This is a genomic window from Flavobacterium geliluteum, from assembly GCF_017948595.1.
Taxonomy (GTDB): Bacteria; Bacteroidota; Bacteroidia; order Flavobacteriales; family Flavobacteriaceae; genus Flavobacterium; species Flavobacterium flavipigmentatum.
Genome location: NZ_JAGFBV010000018.1, coordinates 41,672 through 63,602 on the forward strand (window position 1 = coordinate 41,672; position 21,931 = coordinate 63,602).

At 35.6% G+C, this 21,931-nt stretch carries 24 protein-coding genes; 12 read left to right on the forward strand and 12 right to left on the reverse strand.

What is annotated here, in order from left to right:
* The first annotated feature begins 33 nt into the window (after positions 1–33).
* The 3 genes from J3495_RS12065 (at position 34) to J3495_RS12075 (ending at position 2,380) form a co-directional block, all read left to right on the forward strand.
* The gene (locus J3495_RS12065) at positions 34–474 is read left to right on the forward strand and encodes a sterol desaturase family protein (RefSeq protein WP_210666805.1); all 441 of its coding nucleotides are present in this window, start codon (positions 34–36) and stop codon (positions 472–474) included.
* A 149-nt stretch (positions 475–623) separates the two neighbouring features.
* Positions 624–1,088, forward strand: coding sequence for an SRPBCC family protein (locus J3495_RS12070; RefSeq protein ID WP_210666806.1), 465 nt, complete (start codon positions 624–626; stop codon positions 1,086–1,088).
* Positions 1,085–2,380 carry a cryptochrome/photolyase family protein gene (locus J3495_RS12075; RefSeq protein WP_210666848.1) on the forward strand — a complete coding sequence of 432 codons (1,296 nt, stop codon included), beginning with the start codon at positions 1,085–1,087 and terminating at the stop codon, positions 2,378–2,380. Before J3495_RS12070 ends, J3495_RS12075 begins: the two co-directional genes overlap by 4 nt.
* 190 nt (positions 2,381–2,570) lie before the next feature.
* Here J3495_RS12075 and J3495_RS12080 read toward each other — a convergent pair whose 3' ends face one another.
* The 4 genes from J3495_RS12080 to J3495_RS12095 are packed head-to-tail and all read right to left on the reverse strand — an operon-like array spanning position 2,571 to position 6,672.
* Positions 2,571–3,992 (reverse strand): SDR family oxidoreductase, encoded by a 1,422-nt coding sequence (locus J3495_RS12080; RefSeq protein ID WP_210666807.1) that lies wholly within the window; start codon positions 3,990–3,992, stop codon positions 2,571–2,573.
* A gap of 6 nt (positions 3,993–3,998) precedes the next feature.
* Complete coding sequence (locus tag J3495_RS12085) at positions 3,999–4,682, reverse strand: SDR family NAD(P)-dependent oxidoreductase (RefSeq protein WP_210666808.1); 684 nt, start codon at positions 4,680–4,682, stop codon at positions 3,999–4,001.
* Between the two features lie 26 nt (positions 4,683–4,708).
* On the reverse strand, positions 4,709–6,013 hold the full coding sequence (locus tag J3495_RS12090; protein WP_210666809.1) for an ABC1 kinase family protein: 1,305 nt from the start codon (positions 6,011–6,013) through the stop codon (positions 4,709–4,711).
* Positions 6,013–6,672 carry a TetR family transcriptional regulator C-terminal domain-containing protein gene (locus J3495_RS12095; protein WP_210666810.1) on the reverse strand — a complete coding sequence of 220 codons (660 nt, stop codon included), beginning with the start codon at positions 6,670–6,672 and terminating at the stop codon, positions 6,013–6,015. Before J3495_RS12095 ends, J3495_RS12090 begins: the two co-directional genes overlap by 1 nt.
* Positions 6,673–6,767: 95 nt before the next feature.
* Here J3495_RS12095 and J3495_RS12100 point away from each other — a divergent pair, with 95 nt between their 5' ends.
* Complete coding sequence (locus J3495_RS12100) at positions 6,768–7,679, forward strand: TIGR01777 family oxidoreductase (protein ID WP_210666811.1); 912 nt, start codon at positions 6,768–6,770, stop codon at positions 7,677–7,679.
* 18 nt (positions 7,680–7,697) lie between these two features.
* Here J3495_RS12100 and J3495_RS12105 read toward each other — a convergent pair whose 3' ends face one another.
* The gene (locus J3495_RS12105) at positions 7,698–8,279 is read right to left on the reverse strand and encodes a YceI family protein (RefSeq protein ID WP_210666812.1); all 582 of its coding nucleotides are present in this window, start codon (positions 8,277–8,279) and stop codon (positions 7,698–7,700) included.
* Positions 8,280–8,610: 331 nt separating this feature from the next.
* Here J3495_RS12105 and J3495_RS12110 point away from each other — a divergent pair, with 331 nt between their 5' ends.
* Positions 8,611–8,838, forward strand: coding sequence for a hypothetical protein (locus tag J3495_RS12110; RefSeq protein WP_210666813.1), 228 nt, complete (start codon positions 8,611–8,613; stop codon positions 8,836–8,838).
* Positions 8,839–9,095: 257 nt separating this feature from the next.
* Here J3495_RS12110 and J3495_RS12115 read toward each other — a convergent pair whose 3' ends face one another.
* From J3495_RS12115 to rmuC, 3 genes are read right to left on the reverse strand one after another with little or no spacing between them, the layout of a single operon-like run.
* Entirely contained in the window at positions 9,096–9,644 is a 549-nt protein-coding gene (locus J3495_RS12115; RefSeq protein WP_210666814.1) for an acyl-CoA thioesterase, read from the reverse strand.
* 6 nt (positions 9,645–9,650) lie between these two features.
* Complete coding sequence (locus J3495_RS12120) at positions 9,651–10,016, reverse strand: 6-phosphogluconate dehydrogenase (RefSeq protein WP_210666815.1); 366 nt, start codon at positions 10,014–10,016, stop codon at positions 9,651–9,653.
* Between the two features lie 6 nt (positions 10,017–10,022).
* Positions 10,023–11,396, reverse strand: a complete 1,374-nt coding sequence (gene rmuC, locus J3495_RS12125; RefSeq protein WP_210666816.1) for a DNA recombination protein RmuC — start codon at positions 11,394–11,396, stop codon at positions 10,023–10,025.
* 195 nt (positions 11,397–11,591) lie between these two features.
* Here rmuC and J3495_RS12130 point away from each other — a divergent pair, with 195 nt between their 5' ends.
* Genes J3495_RS12130 through J3495_RS12150 form a run of 5 tightly spaced genes read left to right on the forward strand, consistent with a single transcriptional unit; the run spans position 11,592 to position 16,207 of the window.
* Positions 11,592–12,479: a protease complex subunit PrcB family protein gene (locus tag J3495_RS12130; protein ID WP_210666817.1), complete on the forward strand. Its 888-nt coding sequence runs from the start codon at positions 11,592–11,594 to the stop codon at positions 12,477–12,479.
* A complete protein-coding gene (locus J3495_RS12135) occupies positions 12,476–12,874 on the forward strand; it encodes a hypothetical protein (protein ID WP_210666818.1) in 399 nt (132 codons plus the stop codon). Before J3495_RS12130 ends, J3495_RS12135 begins: the two co-directional genes overlap by 4 nt.
* A gap of 49 nt (positions 12,875–12,923) precedes the next feature.
* Positions 12,924–13,475, forward strand: coding sequence for an RNA polymerase sigma factor (locus J3495_RS12140; protein WP_210666819.1), 552 nt, complete (start codon positions 12,924–12,926; stop codon positions 13,473–13,475).
* Complete coding sequence (locus tag J3495_RS12145; protein ID WP_210666820.1) at positions 13,472–15,625, forward strand: hypothetical protein; 2,154 nt, start codon at positions 13,472–13,474, stop codon at positions 15,623–15,625. Before J3495_RS12140 ends, J3495_RS12145 begins: the two co-directional genes overlap by 4 nt.
* A 45-nt stretch (positions 15,626–15,670) precedes the next feature.
* Positions 15,671–16,207 (forward strand): MepB family protein, encoded by a 537-nt coding sequence (locus tag J3495_RS12150; protein ID WP_210666821.1) that lies wholly within the window; start codon positions 15,671–15,673, stop codon positions 16,205–16,207.
* Here the strand turns inward: J3495_RS12150 and J3495_RS12155 are convergent.
* Positions 16,170–16,823 (reverse strand): response regulator, encoded by a 654-nt coding sequence (locus J3495_RS12155; RefSeq protein WP_210666822.1) that lies wholly within the window; start codon positions 16,821–16,823, stop codon positions 16,170–16,172. The genes J3495_RS12150 and J3495_RS12155 overlap by 38 nt on opposite strands.
* 40 nt (positions 16,824–16,863) lie before the next feature.
* Complete coding sequence (locus J3495_RS12160; RefSeq protein ID WP_210666823.1) at positions 16,864–18,576, reverse strand: sensor histidine kinase; 1,713 nt, start codon at positions 18,574–18,576, stop codon at positions 16,864–16,866.
* Between the two features lie 303 nt (positions 18,577–18,879).
* On the opposite strand from J3495_RS12160, the gene J3495_RS12165 reads away from it, so the two are divergent.
* Both J3495_RS12165 and J3495_RS12170 read left to right on the forward strand, forming a co-directional pair.
* Complete coding sequence (locus tag J3495_RS12165; RefSeq protein ID WP_210666849.1) at positions 18,880–19,482, forward strand: pseudouridine synthase; 603 nt, start codon at positions 18,880–18,882, stop codon at positions 19,480–19,482.
* Positions 19,483–19,508: 26 nt separating this feature from the next.
* Positions 19,509–19,964 (forward strand): tRNA (cytidine(34)-2'-O)-methyltransferase, encoded by a 456-nt coding sequence (locus tag J3495_RS12170; RefSeq protein WP_210666824.1) that lies wholly within the window; start codon positions 19,509–19,511, stop codon positions 19,962–19,964.
* Between the two features lie 124 nt (positions 19,965–20,088).
* Here J3495_RS12170 and J3495_RS12175 read toward each other — a convergent pair whose 3' ends face one another.
* Positions 20,089–20,865, reverse strand: coding sequence for an ABC transporter ATP-binding protein (locus tag J3495_RS12175; protein ID WP_210666825.1), 777 nt, complete (start codon positions 20,863–20,865; stop codon positions 20,089–20,091).
* A 36-nt stretch (positions 20,866–20,901) separates the two neighbouring features.
* Entirely contained in the window at positions 20,902–21,930 is a 1,029-nt protein-coding gene (locus J3495_RS12180) for an iron ABC transporter permease (RefSeq protein WP_236025459.1), read from the reverse strand.
* Position 21,931: the final 1 nt, after the last annotated feature.

Sequence of the window (21,931 nt, forward strand, 5' to 3'; positions counted from 1 at the left end):
AATCACAATTTTAACAATTCAACACATACCAAAATGATTTCTTTTTTAATATTTCTAGGTGTTTTTCTCTTTATGGAATGTGTAACTTGGCTCACACACAAGTACATCATGCACGGTCTTATGTGGTATTTTCACGCCGACCATCATCAGCCAAAATACGAAAATACCTTTGAGCGCAACGATATTTTCTTTGTCATTTTTGCCATTCCCAGCATCACCCTGTTTTATTTTGGTGTCATCGGCGGCTTCAATTATTTATTTTTTATTGCCTGCGGCATCACGGCCTACGGATTTTGCTACTTTATGATTCACGATGTATTGATTCATCAAAGGTTTAAATGGTTCAAAAACACCAAAAACAAATACCTCATCGGATTGCGAAAAGCGCACAAAATACACCACAAACACCTCGGTAAAGAAGACGGAGAATGTTTCGGGATGTTGTTTGTTCCTTTCAAATATTACAAAATGTAGTATTATTTGGGCGTTCCCTAAAGGTCGAGCTATCCGTTCCCGCTTTTTATATCAGGCAAAAAAGCCCGATATAAAAGAGCTCCACTACTATCCCTAACGCGCACTCGTTTTCATAACAACAATGAATCACAAAATAACTTTCAGGAACAATGAAAATTTATAAAATAGAAACAGTTCAGCACCTCAATACCACAATAGAAGAATGTTGGAATTTTTTCTCAAGCCCTAGAAACCTCGAAACGATAACACCAGACACTATGGGTTTCGAAATTCAGGATTACGACAATAAACAAATGTATCCAGGACAAGTTATAACTTACACCTTAAAACCGCTATTGGGCATCAAGATTTCATGGATGACCATCATCACTACTTCCAAAACAAACGAATACTTTGTAGACGAGCAACGTTTTGGCCCTTATGCATTATGGCACCACAAACACTTTTTTGAAGCTACGGATACTGGAGTAAAAATGACCGATGTTGTACACTACGCCTTGCCTTTAGGATTTTTAGGCCGTATTATGAACACACTTATGGTACGAGAAAAAATAAAAACCATTTTTGCTTACCGTTACAATAAAATCGAAGAATTGTTCAACTCAAAAAAATAATGAAACAAAAAGTTAACTTCTTCTGGTTCCGACGTGATTTGCGCCTGGATGACAACACCGCTTTATTTCACGCCCTGCAATCTGTTTTACCTGTCATTCCTGTGTTTATTTTTGATGATGCAATTCTAGAAAGACTTCCTCAAAACGATGCGAGGGTGAGTTTTATCTATGATTCTCTTCAAAAAATAAATGAAGAACTTGCCAAAGTGCAAGCCTCAATTTTGATAAAAAAAGGTAAAACTGCCGAAGTTTGGAAATCGCTGGTAGAAGAATTTGACATTCAGAACGTATTCTTCAATAAAGATTATGAGCCTTATGCCATCAAACGTGATGTGGCCATTTCTGCTTTATTAAAAGAAAACAATGTTGGCTCTTTTGCCTTTAAAGATCATGTTATTTTTGAAGAAAAAGAAATCAGCAAATCAGATGGGTTGCCTTATACCATCTACACGCCTTATAAAAACAAATGGCTGGAGCAATATCGTATTTTGGGAAGCGTTGCCGAAAATGATACGCAGCCTTTTTTTGCAAATTTTGCTAAAAACGACTATTTATTTCCACAACTTTCGGACATTGGTTTTGAAAGAAGTTCAATAAAAGTTATTCCTCATAACCTGAGTCAGATTGCTAATTATAAAGAAACACGAGATTTTCCGGCCTTAGACAGCACTTCGTATTTGTCTCCGCATTTACGTTTTGGAACAGTAAGTATCCGAAAATTAGTCAATTGGGCCAACCGCAAAAACCAAACCTTTTTGAGTGAATTGATCTGGAGAGAGTTTTTTATTCAGATCCTTTATAGCTTTCCACATGTGACCAATCGCAACTTCAAATCGGCGTATGACGGTATTCAGTGGCAAAATAACGAAGATGATTTTAATCGCTGGTGCTCAGGAACTACAGGCTACCCGATGGTCGATGCAGGTATGCGTCAGTTAAACCAAACGGGGTATATGCACAATCGTGTGCGTATGGTCGTGGCCAGCTTTTTATGCAAACATTTGCTCATCGACTGGCAATGGGGAGAAGCTTATTTTGCTGAAAAATTATTAGATTTCGAATTGGCTTCGAATGTAGGAAACTGGCAGTGGGCAGCGGGAACAGGTTGTGATGCGGCACCTTATTTTAGAGTTTTCAATCCCGAAATTCAGTTGAAGAAATTTGACGAAAAAGGAATTTACATTCGCAAATGGATTCCGGAATTTACTTTAGGCTACAACAAACCCATGATTGATCATGCTTTTGCCAGAGAGCGAGCTATTGCAACATACAAAGCAGGAATTTTAAAGTAAACTCTAATTTTTTACGCAGAATTCATTGCGAGGAACGAAGCAATCTCATTAACAAGAATATAGTGCGTGAGATTGCTTCGTTCCTCGCAATGCCTCATGAAAACTAAAGCCATAGCCCTGATAGGAGCGGTATCCTTTTGTTTTTTTCTTTAAAAAACAAAAGATACAAGCGGATAGCAGGAAATAGCTCCTACTCTTTTATCAATTTATTAAGCATTCCGTTGAAAATAAAACCGTGAAAAGGCAAAACCGAATACCAATACAATTTTCCTAAAAAACCTTTTGGCTTAAAGGTTGCAGCCTGATACAACGTGTTGTGAATGATTTTAAATTCGAGCCACGCTTCGCCCGGCAATTTCATTTCGGCATACAAAATCAATTTGCCTTCTTCTTTATTGGCGTACAAAACGCGCCAAAAGTCCAGCGCATCACCAGAATAAATTTGGTTTTTGTGGGTGCGACCGCGACGAGAGCCGACTCCACCAAAAAGCTTGTCAATAAATCCGCGTAAACTCCACAGCCAATCACCGTAGTACCAGCCGTTTTCTCCACCTATGGCCCAAATTTTATTGATCGTATATTCGAGGTTTACGATTTCTTTTTTTCGCCTGTCAATAAAACAATCCTTTTTCGGAATCTTTAAATAGCCCGAAATATTGCTTTTAAAGCGACCGCTTACCAGAGAATCTTTCCAACTCGAAGCCACTTTATCTTCGTCTACTTTCTGCAAAGCGCGGGAAAGTGCCTCTTTGTACGTCATAGGAGTGACGTTTAGCAATTTGTTGATATGCTGATTGCTGCAAACAACTTCTACTTTCATGCTGCTTACCAGCGCCGAAGCCAGTTTATAAGACGTTGAAGTAACAAAATACAACCAATATGATGACAGTTTTGGCGTCATGACCGGAACAGTAAAAATGTATCTCTTGAGGCGTTTTGCTTCTGCAAAGCCCAATAACATCTCTTTGTAGGTAAGAATATCAGGCCCGCCAATGTCAAAATTTTGATGGTACGTTGCTGGGTTTAGTAATGCTTTAGAAAGAAACTCCAAAACATCGTTTATAGCAATGGGCTGGCATTTGGTATTGAGCCATTTGGGCGTAATCATGACTGGAAGTTTGTTGACCAAATCTCTGATAATCTCAAAAGAAGCACTTCCTGAACCCACAATAATTCCAGCTCTCAAAGTCGTTAATGGCACTGTGGATTGCGACAAAATAGTTTCGACATTTTTGCGGGATGACAAATGTTTAGAAAGCGATTTATCGTTTACAATACCGCTTAAATAAACGATTTGCTGCGCCTGAGTCTGATTTATTTTTTCTATGAAATTGGCTGCCGACTGACTCTCTAATTCGTCATAATTTGTATCTGGACCAGACATTGAATGAATCAGGTAGAAAGCGGCATCGATAGCTTCTGGAATCGCTTTTAATGAATCTTTTTCTAAAAAATCGACCTCGATAACTTCTAAATTCTGCTGAAAATCTTCGGGTATATAAAACCTGTTTTTATCTCTAACACAACAGATTACATGATGTCCCTGCGCCACTAAAATCGGCAAAAGACGTTTTCCTATATAACCTGTTGCACCTGTTAAGAGAATTTTCATACTGGCTTACATTTTAAAAGTTACCAAACCATAATCCATTTCGAAAATCTGCCCCGATATGGATTTTGCCTTTTCAGAGATCAAAAAATCAACCATACCGGCCACCTCATCGGGTTTTAAATAACTTTTCATCGGGTGACGTTCTACCATATTTTCTTTCATACGGTCGTTTCTTAAAATAGAAGCCGCAAGCGATGTTTCTGTAATAGTCGGCGCAATGGCATTAATACGAACAAAAGAAGCCAATTCTGCCCCTAACGACTTTACCAAACCTTCTATCCCAGCCTTTGCCGTTGCAATACTTGCATGAAAAGGCATTCCTAATTTTACAGCCACGGTGCTAAATAAAACAATAGAAGGCTCGTTCCCGTTTTTTAAAGCAGGTAAATATTTCTGAATTGCTTTTACAGCGCCAATCACATTGATTTCAAAATCATTTCTAAAATCATCAACGCTTAATCTGGCAATAGGTTTTAGATTAATAGAACCAGGGCAATAAATCAAAGCATCGATGTTTTCTATATCCGGAAGATCATCCTGCAAAATATCCAAACCATAATGAGTCAGGTTTGGATGCGTAAGATCTGGGGCGCTCCTGCTAATATTATATACCTTATTTGTCTCTAATTGCTGCAATAAAACGGCACTTCCGATGCCTTTACTTCCGCCAATAACTACAATATTCCTCATTATTTCTTCTTTTTTTGTAAAAAATATTAATATTTTAAAAAGTTAGTTACTACAATTTTCGCTTTCAGATCAAACATCAGATTATACAGTCCGAAGAAAGTTCTGTTCATGTATATAAAATGTTTTGAACCACGATTTCCATTCATTTTTTTAAGGTTGGTATCGTTTGAAAAACGTTCCCCTAATTTTGCGATGCTTTCAAAAAAAGTCTCGTCTGAAAAATCAAAAGTTTCTTCCTGAAAAGGTTTGGTAAAAAGAGATAGCAAATCGTGAAACATTTCGGTAAAATAATCAATTTCTGCGGGAGAATCATCGGGGCGAAGAATCTCTAGTTCGAATAATTTTTGATTGAAAAGCTTCGGATCTGTAATTACATTTTTATTGATTAACTCAAAATACGGGACATAAAAATCTTGCGGAATTTGTTTCATGCATCCAAAATCAAGGGCAATCAGATTATTTTGATCGTCTACCAAAAAATTCCCTGGATGCGGATCTGCGTGTACTTTTTTCAGCACATGAATTTGATACATATAAAAGTCCCAAAGTGCCTGACCTATTTTGTCCCCAACAATACGGTCGGTATTTTTGGCTGTAAATTCAGAAAGATGAATTCCGGTCATCCAATCCATCGTGATGATTTTTTCTGACGAAAACTCCGGATAATAATTAGGAAAAAGCATGTTCTCTATTTTTCCACAGGCCTCAACCACTTCCTGACTTTGCTTTAGCTCAAGCAAGTAATTGGTTTCCTCAATTAATTTATCTTCTACTTCTTTAAAATACTTATCAGAATCTTTGCCTTGCAGGTTAAACATACGGATGGCAATTGGTTTTACCAAAGCTAAGTCTGATGAAATACTATTGGCAACACCGGGATACTGAATTTTTACGGCTAATTTTTTACCTTCTTTCACCGCCAGATGTACCTGCCCAATACTGGCCGCATTGACAGAATTGGCATTAAATTCGTCAAAAACTTCGTAAGGCGTTTTGCCAAAATTGTTTTTAAACGTTTTTAAAACCAATGGTGCCGAAAGTGGCGGCACAGAAAACTGAGACAAAGAAAATTTCTCTACGTAGGCTTGTGGCAAAAAGTTTTTATCCATGCTCAACATTTGAGCTACTTTTAAGGCGCTTCCTTTCAGGCTTTTTAGTCCGTCGTAAATGTCCTCTGCATTATTTTCGTTCAGTTTATCACGCGTCAGGTCAGAATTGACCATTTTTTCGGCATAATGTTTAATGTAATTCACGCCAACTTTGGCTCCTGTTTGAACCAATTTACTGGCTCTTTCTATTTTTGAGGTGGGTATATAATCTATTGTTTTCATTATTTGCTGTATATTTTTTCTTTAAATAAAAATTTTCCTAAGTCAATAAGATGATTGATCGGTGCGATATTCATCAATTCAAATGAAGCATTCACAGACTTTTCGATAAAAATATCTGTTTTCTCGAAGGCAGGAGAAACATCATCCATCCAAAATTTAATTGTTAACATCAGTTGTATCCAAGCAGATTCCTGAAGCGATTTTTCCTGAAATTTCTGGAGCCTTTCCTGCTCGATTCTATAATCATCCGTTAGAATTTCGGCAACATATTCTTTAAAACTTTCGCGAAGAGCGCTCAACTGCTTTAAATTCTTGATTGGATTTGAATCGTTTTTTAATGCCAAAAGCACAAAACTTCTGTTGGCTGTCAATATTTCGAAAAAAGTAAAGTAAAAACTCAACATTTTATTTTTCATGTCATAGTCCTGATAATCTGTGTTTTTATGCAATAAATCAATTGTATTGACTAAAAACAATTTGAAAATTTCTTTTTCTAATCCTTCTAAAGTTCCAAAAAAGGCATAAAATTCTGCCTCCGAAAAATCTTTTCCCTTCACAAATTGAAAAACCGATTTTAGCTTTTCTCCCTTCTCCAAAACATCATTCATGTACATTGAAACAATATCCTCTTTTGTCAGAATCTTTTTTTTAGCTGCCATTTTTATAAAATTTAAAATTTGCTATAAAGATACAAAATGTTTAAGTATATTTACATTTTGTTAAACAAAACAATTTGTTAAATATTCCAAAAGATATGGCTAAAAATGTTTTAATTACCGGAGGTACTGGTTTTATTGGCAAATACCTCACCGATGTCTTGATTGCCAACGGCTACACAGTATCTATTTTGAGTCGTTCTGAAAGAAAAAACACTTCGAAAACCTTTTACTACAAATGGAATGTAGATCTCGGCTATATCGAAGAGGAAGCCATTCTCAAAGCAGATTACATTGTTCATCTTGCCGGTGAAGGCATTGTAGAAAAAAGATGGTCTGCTCGACGAAAAAAAGCCATTTTAGATAGTCGTGTGCGACCAATTGAACTCATTGCTTCTGTTTTAAAGAAACATAATAAACCATTAGATGCTTTTGTTTCTGCATCTGCAATTGGTATTTATGGTGCGATTACCAACGATACAATCTGTAACGAAACCTCCCCTGCGGCCAATGACTTTTTGGGACATACTTGTCAGGAATGGGAAAAAGCTGTCGATATTATTAGTGCTTTGGGTATACGTACCGCAAAAATCAGAACTGGAATTGTTTTGGGCAGAAACGAAGGTTTTTTAGAAAAAATACAGCCAAGCTTCAAATTAGGATTGGGTTCTGTTCTGGGAACCGGAAAACAATATCTACCCTGGATTCATATCGAGGATTTGTGCAAAATATACCTAAAAACCATCCAGGATCAACAAACGAGTGGTGCCTACAACGCCGCAGTTACTGATGACACAACCAACCAAAGCTTTTCAAAAACATTTGCCAGACTATTGGGGTACTCTATTTGGTTGCCTAAAGTTCCCGTATTTTTATTGAAAATCATTTTGGGCGAAATGAGCCTTGCCATTCTGGAAGGTCAGCGAGTTTCTTCTGAAAAAATAGAAAAAACAGGTTTTCAGTTTGAATTTACCGACCTAAAAACCGCATTATCAAGTTGCTTATCGTAATTTGTTTTTCCCGGATTATTATTTATTAGCTACTGCAACTGGGTTAGAATGAAAACCTTCTCCCTGCAGGGTGCCGATTATGTCTGTATTGACCGTTTTTGAGATTTTGTTCGCAATCATGTACGGAATATCAATATCAAAATCGTCTACCATAATCTGAAAATTTGATACAATCTGAATACCTCCGCCAATTTTTTTGAGAAATGCGTTTACTACAATTTCTTTCGATTTTCCGTGCAGGTATAATTTTCCTGCAATTTTATACTCTTTATCGAGTTCATCGATATCATTAAGGTCAAATTTTACTATTTTACCTTTAAAAACCGCTTTAGGATAGCGATGACTTTCTATATAATTTTCGTTAAAATGTTCTTCCATAAGTTCCATTTTAAAATGAAAATCTCTCATAACGAGCACACATGTGAGCGAGCCTGTCTTTGGGTCCAACACAATCTTCCCCTGCTTATTTACTGCTTTTACTTCTTCAAAAAAAGGAACCGATGCTTCAAAGTTTACGATTGCTGTGCTGGTTTTAAATTTTCCTTGCGCAAGCGTTGAAAAAGCAGTAAAAAGTAACATAATTAATGTAGTTTTTTTCATAATCGTAAGTATTTAAACAATTATGTCAAGCGATTTTTTTATTTAAAGAAGGAAAAAAAGAAATTAATTCAACACAAAAAAAATCGGATGGCAGTACTCCGTAACTATTATTCTGTAACCAAATGATCACACTTAAAGTTACGCAATTTAATGGCACTTAGTTGTTTGCAGTATGCTAAAAATTTGTGAAATGTTTTTGGGAGGTAAAAATGTGAAAGGTGAGATGTTTTTTAATTGTGAGTTATTGGCTTTGAATGTCTGCCCTCTGGAGTAGGTAATGAAGTAGCACTCTATTTTATGGGTAATAAATGTGAAGTTTTACGTCAGAGACATGAAATTTGGCGTCAAGGATGTGAAATTTGACGTCAGGGACGTGAAATTTGACGTCAGGGACGTGAAATTTGGCGTCAAGGACGTGAAATTTGACGTCAGGGGTGTGAAATTTGGCGTCAGGGACGTGAAATTTGGCGTCAGGGACGTGAAATTTGACGTCAGGGATGTGAAATTTGACATCGGAGACGTCAAATTTGGCATCGGAGGGGTGAAATTTTACGTGTAAAGCTCGAAAATAAACTTCTGTTTGAAGATTATTACCTGAAAAAGCTCTTCTTCTGGTGTGGTTTTGCGTGAGGGATAGCAGCAAGCTACCGAAGTAGCGCGAATAGCCCGACAGCATCCCGATAAGAGGGCGTATAGGCGCACAGTACTATAGCCCTCTTGTCGGGATGGTGGCACGCCCAACAAAAAGTACAGCATTTTTAAGCGATTGAAGAGTTGCGTTTTTTATTATTTATGTTGGGATAAATTGCCGAAATACTAATTGATTTCCAGAAGCACATTGTATTGATCGAGACTCGCCAGATCTTCTATAGAATTGACATTGGTGCGCTTTGCGTGTTCTTCGACTTCTTTCTTGGCCTGAATTTGTTTGATGCATTTTCTAAAGCGGCGCACCTCGTCAAGATTGGATAAAATAAGCCCCGGAACCTGTACACTTTTGCCTTCTTTGTCTTTGGCAACCATTGTAAAATAAGAGGAATTGCAATGTTTTATGGCGCCGGTCTGGATATTTTCGGCTTCTACTCGAATGCCTACAATCATGGAACTTCTCCCGACATAATTGACCGAAGCTTTCATGGTTACCAACTCGCCGACTTCTATGGGTTTTAAAAAATTGACGGTATCGACAGAGGCGGTTACGCAGTAATTTCCGCAAAATTTTGAGGCACAGGCAAAGGCAATCTGATCGAGCAATTGCAAGACGTATCCTCCGTGGATTTTGCCGCTAAAATTGGTGTGTGACGGCAGCATTAATTCTGAGATACTAATTTTTGAGGAAGAAACGGGTTTGAAATCTGAAGTCATATTCTATTATTTATATTTAAATGGGGAACTTTCTTTTTCTACGGCTGTAACATAAAACCGAGATTCTCCCCACCAGCTAAACGTTTTATAGCGCTCTTCGTAGGTAAGTTTTACATATTGCCCCTGAAATTTGTTGAGGTCGTCTACTACTTTTTGATCTGTGTCGAGAACAGAGAACCTGAAAATCTGAGAGCCTGAAACCCCTTGACTCAGCTCGCCTTCCCAGGTTTTCATCAGCACGCCTTTATGGCTCATTCGGATCAATTCGCCAGAGCGATACCCTTCGCTATAAGGCACATAATAAACAAATGCAAAATAAACCGCAGCAACAAACAGACCCGCAGCGACACCAATTATGATAAACTTTTTCATCTTATTCTAATTTAAAGATTGATTTTCCTCGGCATTATTAGCTCTGGCGATAATATTTTCGGGAAGCGATTTTTTGGCTTTTGCCCCCATTTTTTTTAATTTTTCTACACTTGATATTAAGTTTCCTCTTCCGTCAACAAGTTTGCTCATGGCGCTTTCGTATTCGGTTTTGGTATCTTTAATTTTGTTTCCTATTCTAACCAGATCGGCTACAAAACCTTCAAACTTATCGTATAAGGCACCCGCCTGACGTGCAATTTCAAAGGCATTTTCCTGCTGTTTTTGGTTCGTCCACATACTGTCAATCGTGCGCAAAGTAGCCAATAAAGTAGTCGGCGTTACGATAACAATATTGCGATCAAAGGCTTTGTTGTATAAAGAGGAATCTTCGTTGAGCGCAATCGCAAAAGCGGGTTCGATTGGAATAAAAAGTAAAACAAAATCGGGGCTCTCTATTTGATACAAATCGTGATAATTTTTACTGCCGAGTTGCTCGACATGCCTTTTTATCGAGTTGACATGCTCTTTTAAAAAATCGATTTTTAAAATCTCCGATTCTTCGTTTGTCCATCTTTCGTAGGCCGTCAGCGAGACTTTAGAATCTACAATCATCTTTTTTCCGTCCGGCAAATTGATCACCACATCAGGAAATACGCGACTTCCTTCGGCATTGGTAAAACTTTGCTGGACTTCGTACTCGCGTCCTTTTTCTAAACCCGATTTTTCTAAAACGCGCTCCAGAACCAGCTCTCCCCAATTGCCCTGCATTTTGCTGTCGCCTTTTAAAGCTTTGGTTAAGTTTAAGGTTTCTTTGCTCATTTGCGCATTCATCTCACTCAAACCCAAAATTTGTTGGCGCAATGCCGCATGATAATCGATACTCTCTTTATGGGTTTGCTCTACCTTTTGCTCAAAACCTTGAATTTTATCCTGCAAAGGCAACAGGATGTTCTTCATGTTTTCGCTATTCTGCTCTGTAAACTTAGCCGATTTTTCTTCGAGTATCTTATTGGCCAGATTTTCAAATTCTTTGGTAAATTTTTCCTGCAACTCTGTTATCTCTGCTTTTTGTTCTTTGTGGCGCTCCCATAAATTCTCAAAATCTACTTCTTTTTTAGAAAGCTGAATGGCCAGACTGTCTTTTTCTGTTCGAATGTTTTCTTTTTCGAAATTTAGCTGCGAAAAATTTTTATCGAAATTGTTCCTTTCTTTTTCCAGTTGTTCTTTTAAGGCCAGCAATTGAAAGTTTGCTGCATTTAATCTTTCATCCAAACTCACTTTCTCGGATTGAAAACGAGCTGAGAACAGCAATTTACCCAAGTAAATCCCTAAAAATAATGCTATTATAAAAGCTACGAAAAGCGGAATCTGTTGCAACATATCACGGTTAATTTAGAGTAAAAGTACGCCATAAAACTTAGTTCTGGATTCAAAAAATAAAATTTCACTATTTATTTGTAGCCCTAAATTAAACAAACAAATCGAAGTCGGACTCAAAAAAATAATTCTTTTGACGCAACCATTTCAAATATCAGGCATCTATTTAACATATAATCTATTAAAAAAATATTGACCATGAAAAAAATTATGTTGAGTTTGTTGATCGCTTTCGGATTAAGTTCTTGTTCTCTTGGTGATGATATTCAGGATACATGCGGAGCGTATGAAGACGTTTCTTTTACGGGATTTCCTCTTTTATGCAATTATAGCGTGAAAACTATGCCTAATAATGCAACCGCACTAATCGTAAATTCGCAAGAAAAACTGGAAGTCAATTTTACAAAACATGAAAATACTTGCACGGTACCAAGCGATCCAGCCATCGATTTTACAAAAAACTATTTGATCGGTATTTACGCCGGAGCAAAACCTACTAGTGGTTATGCTATAAAAATGAGTTCTATCGTAGAAAACAACTGCCAGATCGTGATTAATTATTATGAGAAGTCGCCACTTCCAAACGAAGTGATCACAGACGGAACTACTTACCCAACAGACTTTATTTTGATTCCGAAGACTTCTAAAACTATTTATTTTAACAAAACGACACAGTCTGCCAATACGATGATTGTGGGTAATTATTCTAGTGTTTGCGCTGGTGGTGGTTGTTTGAACTTTTTTCAGATAAACGATTACAACACTATTGAGTTTAAAAACGTAGTTCTTAATCAGTACAATTTTAGCCAATACAAAAATACAACTACTGGAAAAGTAGGCGATTATACGTTGTTTCTAAAAAGCATTCCTGCCGAAATTTTAAACTTAAAAGGACAAACAAAAACCTATGGTGCTCCAGATTCATCAGATCAGGGAGGTGTTTATTTTGAGCTTCGTCAAGATGGTAATACAACCAAAATTTATATTGATAACAAAGACACAGCAGACCAGAGTGTCGAAATCAAAGCTTTCAAAAAAGCGATTCAGGATAAAATTACAGCTCTAAAAAAATACAGCTCATCATGAAAAAAAACTTCATATTCCTTATCTTATTAAGTATTTTTTCGAATGCCTATTCTTTAGAATCTGCCACCAAAAAGTCTAATACCATTATTGATACATGGGTTTGGGAAAAATCTATTGGCAGTGCAAACAATCCTTATGTTTCAACACCAAAAAGTATTGGGTATAACAAAAAAATTACTTTTACCAGCGATGGCAGAGTTATTACTTTTAAGAACAATGTAGAAATTAGAAACAGTACGTATGAGCTCAAAAAAGGCATTAGTGCTATCGATAGTTTAGAACACGATTTAATCAGTTTTGAGGGCACAACGTATGTGATCGAAAACCTTGATAATGAACATCTAACTATTGTAATAAACGCAACAGACGGAGCAAAGTCTATTTATAAAAGATAATTCTATACAATAGAAAAGCTTATTTTTGCACAATCAAATTAATACTTTTTTGAAAAACGATTTAGAGACATATATCAAGCAATGCGTTCAAAATGACAGAGGAGGACAACTGAAAATTTATCAGTTGTTCTCTCCTGTTTTGTATGGTATTTGTCTAAAATACATGAAAAACGAAGATGATGCCAAAGACGTTTTTCAAGAAGCTTTTATCATTGTTTTTGAAAAAATACATCAATACAAATTTGAAGGAAGTTTTGAAGGATGGTTAAAACGAATTTTTATCAATAAACTGATTGAAACATTGAATAAAAAAAGAAAAGAAAGTTTTTTTCTGGATGTTTTTGATCCCGATGTCAATGTTACTGATGAAGAAGAGCTGGAAATTTTCCCAATAGAACAAGAAAAATTACTGGAATACATAAGGGATTTACCCGATCAATACCGGATGGTTTTTAATTTGTATGTTTTTGAAAAAATGAAACACAAAGAGATCGCCGAATTATTAAAAATTTCAGAAGGAACTTCAAAATCAAATTTAAACCGAGCCAAACGAATTTTGCAAAAAAGAATTTTGAGTATTAAAAATTTTAAGACAGCATGAAAAAGCAAAATATAGAAGATATTTTTTCATCGATAGAACACTTTTCGAGCGTTCCACCACCCGAATTGTGGGACAAAATAGAAGAGCAGTTGGACCAACCCAAAAAGAAAAAAAGAGCTATTCTGTGGTGGTCTGCCGCCGCAAGTTTACTGTTGGGTCTATCGATTCCGTCTGTGCTTTATTTTAATTCAAAATCTGACAAAGCAATTTCTCCCGGAGCAATAGAAAATAAAAATGTGTTTTTAAATAAAGAAATAGATACTGATCAAGATTCTAAAAACAGTACAATAAAAAGTAATACAAATATTCAAACTGAAAAAACAATCAGAGTTTCAAGCATCAAAAACAAATCAGAACAATCAAATCAGAATGCGGCCAATCAAAACAATTTGGTTGTTGTAGAAGCAAATTCTTCAAGTAAAGTGAATGCTGAAACATCGCACGAAAAAACCAAAGAAAATGTCAAATCTGAAACTATAGCAGCAAAATCAACATTGACGGAAGAAAAACTTCCAAATGGATTTTCTCCAAATCAAAATACATCCTTTAAAAGTAATGATAATAAAGGAGTAGAAAATGCTAATGCCATAGTTTTAAATACTTCCCTTCAAAATAAAAACATTTCAAAAGAAGCTGTAGCAAAAGATAAATTCGATGCTGAAAACAAAATGGCAATCGCGGCAAATGATAATATTCAAAATAAAAATGCTCCAAAAGAAGCTGTAGCAAAAGATAAACTCGATGCTGAAAATAAAGCAGCAATCGCGGCAAATGATAATATTCAAAATAAAAATACTTCAAAAGAGTCTGTAGCAAAAGACAAATTCGATGCTGAAAATAAAACGGCAATCACTGCAAATGATAATATTCAGAATAAAAATATTTCAAAAGAGTCTGTAGCAAAAGATAAATTCGATGCTGAAAACAAAACGGCAATCGCGGCAAATGATAATATTCAAAATAAAAATGCTCCAAAAGAAGCTGTAGCAAAAGATAAATTCGATGCTGAAAATAAAACGGCAATCGCTGCAAATGATAATATTCAAAATAAAAATGCTCCAAAAGAGTCTGTAGCAAAAGACAAATTCGATGCTGAAAACAAAATGGCAATCGCGGCAAATGATAACATTCAAAATAAAAATGCTTCAAAAGAGTTTATAGCAAAAGATAAATTCGATGCTGAAAATAAAACGGCAATCACTGCAAATAATAACATTCAAAATAAAACAAACGGAAGTCAATCTGGAATAGTAACCGAAAATTTACCTAGTCAGAAGGCGATTGCTTTTACTGAAAGAAAAAATACCGATGCAACTGTTTTATTGACCAAAACCGATTCTCTGCAATTAGCCGAACTTCATAACTTGGAAGAATCACTAAAAAACCCGAAAAAAGAGAAGGAAATAGACGAAAAAGCAAGTCTGATATCTAAAGCCGAAAAATGGTCTGTCGAAGTTTTTGCAGGTATCGCCAATTCTGAAAACTATAAAAACGACAAAACTTTGGGCAATGTAAACTCGCCTAAACAAAGTAATGCTTACGGAGTAAAAACAAATTATAAACTCAATAAAAAATGGGCAGTAAGTTCTGGGCTAAAAATTAACGAACTCGGGCAAAGTCTCGCCAATGTTTCGTATATCGATACAAAAAGCATTGCTTTTATGAAACCAGAAGAAGTCTCTGCCGATCGCTCACCATCAACCCGAATTTCAAACAGTACTGATTTTGTTTTTGTAGCTTCTGCTACCAATGACAATGTTACTAATAATGTAAATAACGGAGTCATGAATACCGCTAGTTTTGAAAGTGGCGATGTAGACCAACGTTTGAAATATCTTGAAATGCCTTTTGAAGTTTCCTACTTTATTCTGAATAAAAATAAAACGACTGTAAGTCTGAATACGGGAGGTTTTGTTGGAAAATTAATTTCGAATGATGTGTATCTAAACGGTAGCGCTATTGGCGAGAACCAGAATGCGAACAGTTTTGTCTATGGCTCATTGTTAAGCAGTACTTTACAATATCGTTTGTACAAAAAAACAAATGTTTTTATAGAACCTGGAATGAATTATTATGTAAATCCGTTGGATAATCAGTCTTTCAACCAGTTTCAGTGGTCATTCAATTTTGGGTTAAATGTTTCGTTCTAAAAAAATTGATGTATTTTTAGTCCCATATTTACCATACTTATTAAAATGACACCACACAATAATTGGATTGAAAAAAGCGTACCAAATGATTTAATTATTGCAAAAGAATTGATTTACGACAGGCATAAATTAGAGTGCACTGTACCTTTGTCAGAACCTGAAAGCCAGGATTATAATGCGTTTAGATTTACTCTTAATTCGATAAAAATTTGTTATCGAACAGCCAAAATCACACCTACAAAAACGGGGCAGTTTGTTACTTTATGGAAACGAAATAAAGATAAAATTATCGAGCCTTTTGATTCGGATGATCCTATAGACGCCGTAATTGTTAGTGTTAGAAAGGAAAACGATTTGGGGCAATTTATTTTTCCTAAACACATATTACTTAAAGAAGGAGTTTTTTCTACTTCAAATAAAGAAGGTAAGCGAGCAATTCGGGTTTATCCGCCTTGGGACGAAACAAACAGCAAGCAGGCACAAAAAACACAACAATGGCAGTTAAAATATTTCTTTTGGATTACTGCCGAAAAAAGCCATTTGATCACTGACTTTCTTCATAATACAATTGAAAAAACATAATCAAATCGGCAACGTTATCAAGGTCCAGTTTTTCAAAAATCCTGTTTTTAAAGGTACTTACCGTGTTTTTTTTAATGTCAAGTAATTCAGAAATTTCAAGATTTCCATAACCCCTGATGAGCAGTTTTGCAACCTCTATCTCTCTTTTAGACAAGTGATCAATTGGATTTATTGACTTTTTAGAGATATAAGTATCCAAAATTTTGTTCTTTACATTAACAGACAAATATTTTCCTGTGAGTACCATACTTTTTATCGCTGCCGCCATATCCTCCATCGTGCTCCCTTTATTAAGATAGCCTGAAGCACCCGCGTTCAGATATCGCATGGCATAAATATTTTCATCATAGGCAGAAAACATCAAAATCTTGATCTCTGGCTGAATATTTAAAATATCGCTTATTAAGTTTAAACTACTTCCGTCAGGAAAATTGATATCTAAAATCATGATGTCAATTTTAGTTTCGTTCAGTACTTTAAAAGTATCTTTGAAAGTTCCTGCCTGATAAATTTCTGCGCTGGGAAATTCAGATTTTATCAACAAAGCAATGCCCTGCCTTACAACACTATGATCATCTGATAATAAAAAATTATTTTTTTTTGATAGTTGTGTCATTATTTTTTTGACTAATTATTTTATTTGATTAAAATTTCTTTTACATTTTATTTAACAACAAGCTGAATGTGATTGTGGTTCCTTTTCCTTCCTGACTTTCAACATGGATTTCGCCTCCAAACAAAGTCACTATTTCTCTGCACAAATTCAGTCCCAAACCAACACCCAAATCATATACTTTTTCTGAGACCATACCCTGATAATACGATTCAAAAATATTTTTCAAATCCTGGTCTGCAATACCTATTCCGTTATCTTTTACTGACACTTTCAAATTATATTCCAAATTTGATTTGTCTTCTAAATCAAGCACCACTAAAATTAGTCCATTTTTAGTAAACTTGTTGGCATTACCTATAATATTATAAAAAAGTTGGTGAATTTTTCCTGCATCAGAGTAAACTTTACAATTTGCATCTATATTCGATTGCATTTCTACCTTATTACCCTTACTTTCGGCCAGATATGCCAAAGAACTAATAATTTGATCCAGTTCTGATTTCAGCATAATTTCCTTGTGCTGCAGATCAAATTTGCGGTTTTCATCTTTTGAATAAGCTAAAATTTGATTGGCCAGAAGCAATAATGAATTGGTCGTAAACTCAATTGATTTAAAAACTTCTTTCGCCTCTTTTTCTTTTACCATCGAATCAATTATTGAACTGTAAATCGAAATAATACTTAACGGAGATCTGATTTCGTGACTAATCATTCCCATAATTCTATTTTTAAAACTCAAACTTTGACTGATTTTTTGCTGTGCAATAGTTAGTCTTTTTTCGTAATCAAACGAGATGCGGGTAAAATTTAAAAGCATTATCGTGATAAACAACATCAATAAAATCAATATCACAATATGATAACTTCGTACAGATTTGTTGACTTCATATTGATTTAGAATGTTTTCTTTATTCTTTTTTTGCAAATCGTTTATTGTGTTGATATAACTAGGAAGAATGCTCTGGCTTAACTTAAATACATCTTTATTAACGCCGATAAGCTCCTGATCTTTCTCTCTTAAATTAGAAAATGTACTTTTTATTTTATCAAATTCAGTTTTATAAAATGCATTAGTTTCTGCAAAAAGATTCGCTATTTGCTCCTCTAAACTTCCTGAGACCACTTTATTTTTGTATTTCATGGTCACCACGATATTCAATTGCTCTTTTTGTATCTCGGTTTTTCCGGCTATGGCGCTTCCTAAACGGGCAAGAAGTCCTTTTTTTGCAATGCTGTCTATTTTTAAAGTCGAATGTACTTTTATACTATCTATTATTTTTTCTGATTCAAATTTAGTAAAATCCGCAATTCTCGATTGCTGATTACTGCCTGACTTTAGACCGTGATCCAAGACAGAATCTATAGCATGTTTTAGGAGAGAAATATCCAGCTGAGTTTGATCTCTTTTTAATAATGTTTCTTTCAAAGCATTGTTATTCTTGGTGATAGACTCAAGACTATCTATCAAAAAACTCATTTGCTTTAATGAATTTGTGTATTTGTTTAATGCCTTCTCGTCTTTAGTATTCAGATAATCATAAAAATATCCTTGAGAAATAATAAAAGAATTATTGACCTTGATTGTAAACTCCGATAATTTATCCAAAACAGCCATTTCATCAAACTTTTTTGCAATCTTATCCTCGTTTGATGTTTGATGGTACCAAATAAAAATTACCGCCATCTGCAAAATAATAACGCAACACAACAACGTGTAATGTATTGCTTTACGATATTCAAATTTTAGTCGCATGATACTATTTTTTACCTGGTAAATTAATCTCTAATTTGTAGTAATTTAATACTGTAAAAGTACTACAATTATATTCAAAAACTTACAAAAAACAACACTTAACGGCTAACTTAGCGCGAACGATATTTTAATTAACAGGTAATTTATGTCAATTGCAATAAAAACAAATACAGCAACTATAGAAATCCTGTTTTTAGGTTTGAATAATAAAACGAAAACGAGTATAATGTTTTCGAAACAAAACCTATGTCGCTCGATAATTACTTATTTTTGTACACCAAAGCATCATTACAAAACAGCGCAATGTTAGAAAATACCCAGCATCAACATTTTATACTTTTTAAACCTTATGGCTATTTAAGTCAATTTATTTATGAACTTAAAAGAAAGAAAAAACTTTTAGGCGAAATTTATAATTTTCCTCAAGGCACTATGGCCATTGGTCGTCTTGATGAAGACTCGGAAGGATTGCTTTTGCTAACCACTGACGGAAAAGTAAGTGAGCAAATAAGAAGTAAAAAAGTGGATAAAGAATATTATGTTCAGGTTGATGGTGTAATTACTCCCGAAGCTATTGAGCAATTGCAAAAAGGGGTCGAAATTGGATTTGACGGTGGCAAATACATTACAAAACCCTGCCGTGCTTTTATCGTTACTGAAGTCCCTGATTTCGGGCCAAGAGCAAAAAAAATAAGAGATGAGCGCCATGGACCAACTACATGGGCCTCTATAACAGTAAATGAAGGAAAATTTCGTCAGGTACGAAAAATGACTGCGGCAGTAGGATTTCCAACGTTGCGATTGGTTCGTGTACGCATTGGAAATGTATATTTGCAAAACTTAAAAGCTGGGGAAGTTTTAGAGGTTTCTAATTTTAACATCGATGATGCTACTCAAAAGCTTTAATTTTTTAATCTTTTTAATATAAAAAAATGCTAAATGTTGTTCTTGTAGAACCTGAAATACCAAACAATACGGGAAATATTGGTCGATTATGTGTGGGTACCGAAAGTAGATTACATTTGATCCATCCGTTTGGGTTTGTAATTAATGATAAAAACCTAAAGCGCTCCGGTTTGGATTATTGGGTACACCTTGATGTAACTGAATATGAAAATATAGAAGAATGGATGCAGCAAATTCCGGATCGATCACGTGTTTTTTTGATGAGTTCGCATGCTGAGAAATCGTATTTGGAAACCGAATTTCGTGACGGAGACTGGTTGGTTTTTGGCAAAGAAAGCGTTGGACTGAGCAAGGAAGTGTTGGCTCTTTTTGAAAATCATCTGACAATCCCGATGTCAAAATTGATACGCAGTTTTAATATTGCCAATTCTGTGGCTTTTGTACTTGGTGAAGCCAAAAGGCAAATTGGGTTGAAACTTTAATATGTTTTTTTTTTTAAATTATGAATACGACTGCTCTAGCCCTTATGGGAGCGGCATCCTTTTGTTTTTTTCTTTAAAAAACAAAAGATACAGCGGACAGCAGGATGAGCTCCTGAGAAAAATATTAGGTAATTACAAATTTGCCTTTTTCTGCATCAAAAGCAATGTGTTCGTCTTTGAATAATGTTGCGAAATTTCCTTGTGAAATTAAGTTACACGGTTCGTCCTGCACGACTAAATTGGGCGTCATAATAATCATTTCGTCACTTAATTGTATCGCCAAATCGATGTCGTGAGTAGAAAATAAAATGCATTTATTGGTCTCGTGCGTGAGTTTTTTTAGTAATTTGAATAACGACACTTTGTGCAATAGATCGAGGTGTGTGGTGGGTTCGTCGAGAATAATGAGCGGCGTATCTTGTGCCAAAGCCCTTGCTATTAATACTTTTTGCAATTGTCCATCGCTAATTTCGTAATGCTTTTTTTTGGCCAGATGCGAGATTTGGGTGAGTTCCAGCGCCTCCTGAACTTTCTGGATATCGGTTGAAGTTAGAGTCCCAATCCAGTTGGTATAGGGCTGCCTTCCTAAAGCTACGAGCTCGAAAACAGACAGATTGCTTGAAGGCAGTTTTTCGGTTAAAACCAAACTTAAATTTTGTGCCAAATCTAAGGGTGAGTAAGCCGTGATGGTTTTATCTTTGAGAAAAACATGTCCCGCCAAAGGTTTCTGAATCCCAGTAATAGTGCGCAACAAAGTTGATTTTCCGATTCCGTTTGCACCGATTAGCGAGATGAGTTTTCCGGAAGCGAAATTCAAATTTAGATTTTCTGCAATGGTCACCGTATTATTTTTGGACTTATAGCCAATAGTTAAATTTGAAGTGGTTAAAATATTTTTCATTTTTACTGCTTTACTGCGTTGCCAGATGAATCCTTTTTACTGAAAATTTCTTTTTTGAACCAAAAGCCAAATTACGACCGGAGCTCCGATTATAGAAGTAATTGCGTTGATAGGAAGGGTGACATCAAAACCTGGCATTTGTGAAACCACATCGCAAAAAAGCATTATTATGGCACCCAAAAACAAGGTGCTCCAAAACAAAATCGTATGATTACTAGTTTGAAATGTTAGCTTTGCAATATGAGGAACAGCCAGACCTACAAACGCAATTGGCCCCGCAAAAGCAGTGATACTTCCTGCTAAAATACTAGTAGCCAAAATAATGACTAAACGGGCTCTTTTAAAATTTAAACCCATACTTTTAGCATAATTCTCGCCCAAAAGCAACGCATTTAAGGGTTTGATACTTCCCGCACTTAAAGTCAGACCCAAACCGACACAAACAGTCAAAATAAAAATCGTACTCCATGACAGGCTTCCGAGATTTCCCATAGACCAAAAAGTAAATTTTTGAAGCTGTTCTGCCGTACTAAAGTACGTTAAAACACTGACAATAGCGGTGGTAAAACTTCCAAACATCAAACCTACAATCAAGATGGCCATCGTATCTCGTAATTGTTGCGAAACTACTAAAACCAATAATAAAACCAAGGTACTGCCAACTGTAGATGCGAGGACGATCCCGTAAGACGATAAGGCAATTTCACTTAAAAAAGAAGGCAAAAACCCTGCTCCCAAAATCACAAAAGCAACCCCTAAACTGGCGCCGGAACTTAGTCCTAAAACATAAGGTCCCGCCAGCGGGTTTCTGAATAAAGTTTGCATCAGCAAACCACTAACTGATAATCCCGTACCTACCAAAACAGCCGTAATTGCTTTGGGTAAGCGATAATTGATTATAATATATTCCCATGTAGATTTACTGGCGTGACCACCTGTTAAACTAGTACAAACTTCCTTAAAAGGAATCGTTACAGAACCTAAACTGATACTAACAAAAAACATGATTACAAGCACAAAAGCCAGTAACAGGAATAAAAATATATTTCGCTTTTTATTTGCCAAT